Genomic DNA, 5,665 nt, shown 5'->3' with positions numbered 1-5,665 from the left:
CTTGTAAGAAACCTAGCCATCGTCTTCATCAAAATCATTGGCATTTAATTAAGGATTTACCTTGGGGAGAAACCGAAATATTTTTAAAGGTTAACCGCCGACAATTTAAGTGTACTCACTGTCAAAAACCCTTTAGTGAGGAATTAAATTTTGTGGGAAAACGAAAAAAATATACCGATCGCTATGCACAATGGATTACTGAACAGGTTGTGAATAGTAATCTGCTCAATGTAGCTCAAAGGAATAATTTAACAGAATCTGAGGTCGAATCAATGATTAATCAAATTAGCCAAAAAAAATTACCGATTAATCTTAAATCTTTAAAAAGATTAGGAATAGATGAAATTAGTTTAGTCAAAGGACAGGGAAGATTTATAGTAGTTTTAGTCGATTTAGACACAGGCAAATTAATCGGCTTAGTTCCAGAGAGAAAATCAAAAGCGATTGAAGAATTGTTGAAATCATGGGGAACAGAAATTTTAGAACAGATAGAAGAAGTTAGCATGGATTTATACAAAATGTATAAAAGTGTCTTCCATAAACTCTGTCCAGAAGCGGTAATAACAGCGGATAGATTTCATGTAACGAAGTTGTTACATCAAGAACTAAATCAAGGACGTATTGACCAGAAGAGAACAGCTCTAGAGCTGGAAATAGAACCAAGAGCGAAACTTTTTTCTAGTCTTAAGGGCGGGAAATATATTTTACTAAGAAGTGAAAAAGCTCTGAAACAAAAACAGAAAGAAAAATTAGAGCAAATAAAAGAAGCTTCGCCTCAACTAGCTATAATGCACGCCCTCAAGGAAGAATTTACGGAGATATTTGAAAGGTGTAAAAATGTAGGAGAAGGGACGATAAAATTAGGAGACTGGCTGATGAAAGCTGAAAAAATTTTTCCCAAAACAGTTCAGACCATCAAAAACTGGTTTGGGGAAATAGTGGGCTATTTTGAGCAAAAAACGACCCAGGGCATCGTCGAAGGAATTAACAATAGATTAAAGGTAATAAAACGTTGTGGTTTTGGATTTACCAATTTTTATAACTTTGAAAAAAGAGCTTTATTGTTTTGGCATTTAGTTGATAGTTTAGCATAATAAGTACCGAAGAACCTAAAAAATAAAACCTACTATTTCCAGCTATTTCCAATTATTTCCGACTATTTATAAACCATTTACCCCTATTGACAGACAATTATAGTAATCGCCATAGCGGTTAAGACGCATCATTTAGTAGAGACGTTGCATGCAACGTCTGGAACAACAGTTCGTTTGTCCTAATCGATGTGTCTACTGCTATAACTGCAATTTACCACCACACCAATCAATCAAATAACTTTTTCTAACTATTTACTTCCAGTTTTCAATCTATTTATTCAATCGCCACACTAGACCTCATAAGCCTAAATTTAACGAGGTCAAGCCATGAAATCACCAACATCCAAAACCTGGAAAAAGAAACTCTGGCTATTAGCCGAATTCCTAATTCCTAATCTCATCGGCTGGTTGTTCAAATCCAACCTAGAACCGGGCGTGAGTCTTTGCTTCCTACTGTGGAATTGGCTAATGGATGAACAGACGCAATCCGATGAACACCAACGCCGCAAATCCTGGCTCACCTTCTTAATTCTTTCTGGTATGGCGTTAGCGATATCATTCAGTTTTCCTGCTTCCTCTGTAGATTGTGAGACATCCATTAACCCTCAAATTGGTCACGATTTATAGTAGAAGGCAGAAGGTAGAAGGGAATAGGAGTGCGAGCGGTTCGCCTACTTCTTACTGTTGCAAAATTTTCGGCTTTTCACCCATTAACCAATAGGTTTTCATTTTACCCTTGCCTTTAACCCGGATAAATCCCCGTTCGACTAACTCAAACTTGTCTCGCAAGCGCTGATACGTTATCTCAGTCACCTGAATTTTGTCCGGTTGACCGCGAGATTCCATGCGACTAGCGATATTCACCGCGTCACCCCAAATGTCATAGCTAAACTTAGTTGTGCCAATGACGCCCGCAATAACGACTCCGGTGTTCATCCCAATCCGCAAACGAAAATTCTTACCCGTTGAGGTATTGATTTGTTCAAGGCTTTGTTGCATATCCAGTGCCATTTGCGCGATCGCATCGACATGGTTGCTCTGAGGGGTAGGTAGTCCGCCAACTACCATATAAGCATCACCAATGGTCTTAATTTTTTCCAAACCATGCTTTTGGGCTAATCGATCAAATGTAGAAACGATCATGTTGAGCAAGCTAACCAGTTCTTGGGGAGAAATCTGACCCGCTAGTTGAGTGAATTTCACTAAGTCGGCAAATAAAATGGTCACATCTTCATGTTTCTGGGCGATTAATCCTGGCTCATGTTGCAACTGCTTGGCAATAGTTTGGGGCAAAATATTGAGTAACAAGTTCTCAACTTTTTGCTTTTCCCGTTTTAAAGCCGCATCGGTTTGCTTGCGTTGGGTAATGTCATGAAAGAAAACTGAGAGTCCTTCATAGGAGGGAAAAGCTCGCACTTCAAACCAGCATCTGATGGGTGGGTAGAAGGCTTCAAAGGTGACAGGACTCTGTTGATCCATCGCTTTGTGATATTGCTGATCAAATTTTGAACCCACCGCATCGGGAAAAGTATCCCAGAGATTTTGGCGCAGTAATTCTTCAGGTTGGCGCTGTAAAATTTGAGCGCCGACTTTGTTGATATAGGTAAACCGCCACTGTCTATCCAAGGCAAAAAACCCATCAGTCATGCTTTCGAGAAGTTCGACGACTTGCTGATCTGATACTCGCTGCTTGGCTTCGACTTCCTGGCGCCTAGCAACTTGGCGATTTAACCGGGTTAAATTCAATCGTAGTTCCATTTGGTTAATCACCTGACGGCTTAAAGCTTGGAGGGCGGTGATCTGTTGCGGTGTGAGATCGTGAGGAATCTTGTCAATCACACACAGGGTTCCCAGGGGAAAACCATCTTCAGTGACTAAAGGAGCGCCCGCATAGAATCGGATATTGGGATCAGACGTTACTAGAGGGTTCCCCGCAAACCGCTCGTCTTCTAAGGCATTGGGTACAACCATGATATCTTCGGGATTCAGAATAGCATGAGCGCAAAATGCCTGTTCTCTGGGTGTTTGTGTCGCATCGATGCCAACTTTTGACTTAAACCACTGGCGATTTTGATCAATCAGGCTAATCAGGGCGATGGGAGTCCCACAGATGTGTGAGGCTAACATCGTCATGTCATCAAAGTCTTGTTCGGGCAATGTATCAAGGATGTTGTACCCCCGCAGAGCTTTGAGCCGTTCTGCTTCGTTGGCGGGTAAGGGTGCAGCTTGCATCGGGGGTGGGGTAGAGGAACGCCGACGCGATCGCAGCGACATTATCGTGTTATATAAACCTTTACCAAGTTTTGCCAGCCATCTGATGAGACTGACAATTCCTCTAAGCAGATTTTTTTTTAACCTTTTACTTTGACGATTCGGCTTAAACAAGGGTTAACCGTTTTGAAACACTGCACAATGTATCTAAATGGTAGCCACACCACTTGAAGGATGAACATTAATGACTTGCTGGTAACTATTTTGACTGAAACCGTGAAAACTTGCATAAGCCCTAAGCATCAATTCCGACTCATAAAAAACAAAAAAAGGTGGGTCTTACCCACCTTTTTGTTCTATGTGTTATAATCTAAAGTTAGCTTTGCTTAACAGGTTCCTTGGCTAAGAACTTCTCCAATTCTGTCAACGCATCCGCATCAACCTTGGTCTGCATTGGGCAGAACTTGGGTCCACACATTGAGCAGAATTCAGCCGTTTTATAGATATCTGCGGGCAAAGTTTCGTCGTGATATTCTTTTGCACGATCGGGGTCAAGTGATAACTCAAACTGGCGATTCCAGTCGAAGTTATAACGGGCGCGGGAGAGTTCATCGTCTCTGTCTCGTGCGCCAGGGCGATGGCGTCCAATATCGGCAGCATGGGCAGCTATTTTATAGGCAATTAAGCCATTTCGCACGTCCTCAGCATCCGGTAGTCCTAAGTGTTCTTTCGGCGTCACATAGCACAGCATAGCTGTCCCATACCACCCCGCCATAGCTGCCCCGATCGCGGACGTGATATGGTCATAACCAGGAGCAATATCAGTCACCAAGGGTCCGAGCACATAGAACGGTGCTTCAGAACACTCTTCCATCTGCTTTTTAACATTAAACTCAATTTGATCCATCGGCACATGACCCGGACCTTCCACCATCACTTGCACATCATGTTCCCAAGCGCGGCGAGTCAGTTGTCCCAGGGTTTTCAGTTCGGCTAATTGCGCTTCGTCAGAGGCATCATGAGTACAGCCCGGACGTAGGGAATCGCCTAAACTGAAGGAAACATCGTACTTCTTGAAAATCTCGATAATATCGTCGAAGTGAGTGTAGAGAGGATTCTGCTTATGGTGGTGCAGCATCCACTTCGCCAGGATACCGCCACCGCGAGAAACAATACCGGTTAGGCGATTTCTCACCAAGGGTAGATGTTCAATCAGAAGTCCCGCGTGAATGGTTTGGTAATCAACTCCCTGCTGGGCATGTTTCTCAATAATCTGGAGAAAGTCATCCGGGGTCAGGTTTTCTATCGTACCGTGAACGCTTTCCAGGGCTTGGTACACTGGTACTGTGCCAATGGGTACAGGGGAAGCGTTGATAATCGCCGTGCGGATTTCATCTAGGTTCCCACCCCCCGTGGATAAATCCATCACAGTATCCGCGCCATATTTAACCGCTAGGTTCAACTTAGCGACTTCTTCGTCAATATTGGAAGAATTGGGAGACGCACCGATATTGGCATTGACTTTACACTTAGACGCGATGCCGATACACATCGGTTCTAAGTTGGTATGGTTAGTATTGGCAGGAATAATCATTCGTCCCCGCGCCACCTCATCCCGAATCAGTTCTGGGGAGAGGTTTTCCCGCCCTGCGACATAATGCATTTCCTCGGTAATCACACCTTGGCGGGCGTAGTGCATTTGTGTAACATTACCCTGTCCCTGCCGCTTCGCGACCCATTCTGATCTCATATTAGATTCCTTTTAATAAACCGCTTCCCTCCGCTGGTCTTAACCAGTCTCAGGTTCTCAGGGTGTAATCTCAGCCTGGTTGCTCAGGCACCCCTAGCTTTAGTTGTTCATCGTACCACTAGGCTTGGGTGAGGGGAGCAAGCTTTATAAAAGTTTACATTTGTAGTTACTTGGCACACCTAAATAGGGGCTGCTGAATAAGTTTTGTGGTGATACCAAATCCGGGTTAGCTACCCCCGTTATAACCCAGTCCGCGCAGGCGGACTTTGTTTGTGTAGCAGCGATTTCAATCGCCTCTTCTTGCTTATTTTATTTAGGACAAGTGATCAAACAAATGTGGAAAAATCATCTCAAGTCACTGTATCCCAAGTATAGTTTTGAAGTTTTTTGCACTAGAGATGAATACACCGTGGTTGTCACCTTCCATCAGATGTTATATCCGAATAACAATCAATATTCTCCTAGGAAATCGCCCATTCTTGCCAACAACTCGTAGGGGCGAAGCATTCTTGCCAACAACTCGTAGGGGCGAAGCATTCTTGCCAACAACTCGTAGGGGCGAAGCATTCTTGCCAACAACTCGTAGGGGCGAAGCATTCTTGCCAACAAC

4 protein-coding genes and 1 riboswitch are annotated in these 5,665 nt (G+C 43.5%); of the genes, 2 read left to right on the top strand and 2 right to left on the bottom strand.

What is annotated here, in order from left to right; translation table 11 throughout:
- The coding region (locus RID09_RS00615) for an ISL3 family transposase (RefSeq protein WP_446334016.1) at positions 1 to 1,094 on the top strand (1,094 nt) is incomplete at its 5' end.
- 327 nt (positions 1,095 to 1,421) lie between these two features.
- A complete protein-coding gene (locus RID09_RS00610; RefSeq protein ID WP_446334015.1) occupies positions 1,422 to 1,721 on the top strand; it encodes a hypothetical protein in 300 nt (99 codons plus the stop codon).
- Between the two features lie 51 nt (positions 1,722 to 1,772).
- On the opposite strand, the gene RID09_RS00605 is transcribed toward RID09_RS00610, so the two are convergent.
- Both RID09_RS00605 and thiC read right to left on the bottom strand, forming a co-directional pair.
- The gene (locus tag RID09_RS00605) at positions 1,773 to 3,479 is read right to left on the bottom strand and encodes an adenylate/guanylate cyclase domain-containing protein (protein ID WP_446334014.1); all 1,707 of its coding nucleotides are present in this window, start codon (positions 3,477 to 3,479) and stop codon (positions 1,773 to 1,775) included.
- 202 nt (positions 3,480 to 3,681) lie between these two features.
- Complete coding sequence (gene thiC / locus RID09_RS00600; protein ID WP_446334013.1) at positions 3,682 to 5,055, bottom strand: phosphomethylpyrimidine synthase ThiC; 1,374 nt, start codon at positions 5,053 to 5,055, stop codon at positions 3,682 to 3,684.
- Between the two features lie 8 nt (positions 5,056 to 5,063).
- A riboswitch (TPP riboswitch) is annotated at positions 5,064 to 5,160 on the bottom strand.
- Between the last annotated feature and the right edge of the window lie 505 nt (positions 5,161 to 5,665).

The sequence above is a fragment of the Coleofasciculus sp. G1-WW12-02 genome (genome assembly GCF_040219735.1).
Classification (GTDB): domain Bacteria; phylum Cyanobacteriota; class Cyanobacteriia; order Cyanobacteriales; family Coleofasciculaceae; genus Coleofasciculus.
The sequence above is the reverse complement of the archived record's forward strand: the minus strand, read 5'-3'. Positions and strand labels throughout refer to the sequence as shown.

Coding starts and splice junctions, on each gene's coding strand:
- RID09_RS00610 (WP_446334015.1), top strand. CDS start 1,422: ATGAAATCACCAACATCCAAAACCTGGAAAAAGAAACTCTGGCTATTA.
- thiC (WP_446334013.1), bottom strand. CDS start 5,055: ATGAGATCAGAATGGGTCGCGAAGCGGCAGGGACAGGGTAATGTTACA.